Source organism: Bacillus sp. P4_D3, assembly GCF_056401855.1.
Map to the genome: position 1 here is coordinate 1 of NZ_JBFUIN010000769.1, position 1,412 is coordinate 1,412.

The following is a 1,412-nucleotide window of genomic DNA, read 5'->3' on the forward strand; positions in this document are numbered from 1 at the left end:
TAATTATGTAAATGGTAATTTATTTCGTTCCGTGTTAGGTAATATTACAAGTAGTGAAGAAGGACTACCGAAAGAAAACTTAGATTCTTATTTGGTACGTGGATATAACCGTAATGATCGTGTAGGAAAAAGTTATATTGAACAACGATATGAAGATGTATTACACGGCACAAAAGAAGAAGTGAAAAACATTACTGATAAATCAGGAAACATTATAAAAACAGAAATAATCTCTAAAGGAAAAAGTGGTAGTAGTTTAACATTAACGATTGATATGGAATTACAAAAGAAAGTGGAAGAAAGTATAGAGAAAAATTTGAGAGCTTTTAAGAGTTCAGAGCCACTGTTGGACCGAGCGTTTGTCGTCATGACAAATCCAAATAACGGACAGATTTTATCTATGGCAGGCAAAAAGATTGTAGAAAAAGAAGGGAAAATAGAGATTGAGGATTTGGCATTAGGTAACATGACAACTTCGTATGAGCTAGGGTCAGCTGTAAAAGGCGCAACGTTATTAACTGGATATGAGACAGGGGCAATACAGCCAGGAGATCAATTTTATGATGCACCGATGAAATTTAAAGGTACACAAGCCAAGAAATCATGGAATGTATCCGGATTTGGTAATATTAATGATTTACGAGCTTTACAAGTATCTTCGAATGTATACATGTTCCAGACAGCTTTAAAAATTGCGGGAGTTAATTACGTACCGAATGGTTCATTGGATATTAAACAAGAAGCATTTGATAAGATGCGTTATTATTTTAAACAATTTGGTTTAGGGGTACCAACAGGTATTGATTTACCGAATGAAATAATTGGGCAAACTAGAAAAGTAGATAGTCAACCTGGGTTTTTACTAGATTTTTCTATCGGTCAGTATGATACTTATACGCCATTGCAATTGGCACAATATATTTCAACTATTGCAAATGGTGGATATAGAATGCAACCCCAAATTGTACAAGAAATACGAGAGCAATCAATAAAAGAAGAGGAAGTTGGCAAAGTTATACGCTCTATAGAGCCTGTCGTATTAAATCGAGTTGATATGAAGAAAGAACATATTGATCGAATAAAAGAAGGATTTAGATGGGTATTCCAAGAAGGTGATGGAACTGGCGTGAAGTATTTCAAAAATGCGCCATATAAACCAGCAGGAAAGACAGGGACAGCTCAAACTGTATATGGTGGAGATGATCCAATTGGTAGAAATGCAAAAGGGGAACGTATGGAATGTTACAACTTAACACTAGTTGGATATGTCCCATATGATAATCCAGAAGTAGCATTTTCTGTAGTAGTCCCATGGCTTCATGATGATAAAAATGGAATTAATTCTATAATTGGAAAGGAAATTTTAGATGTATACTTTGATTTAAAAAAGCAACGTATACATGGTGAAGCTG

Annotated in this window: 1 protein-coding gene; it reads left to right on the forward strand. The window is 34.6% G+C overall.

What is annotated here, in order from left to right; translation table 11 throughout:
* A partial coding sequence (locus AC1DTM_RS26495) for a peptidoglycan D,D-transpeptidase FtsI family protein (RefSeq protein WP_477001283.1) occupies positions 1-1,412 on the forward strand: 1,412 nt, incomplete at both ends.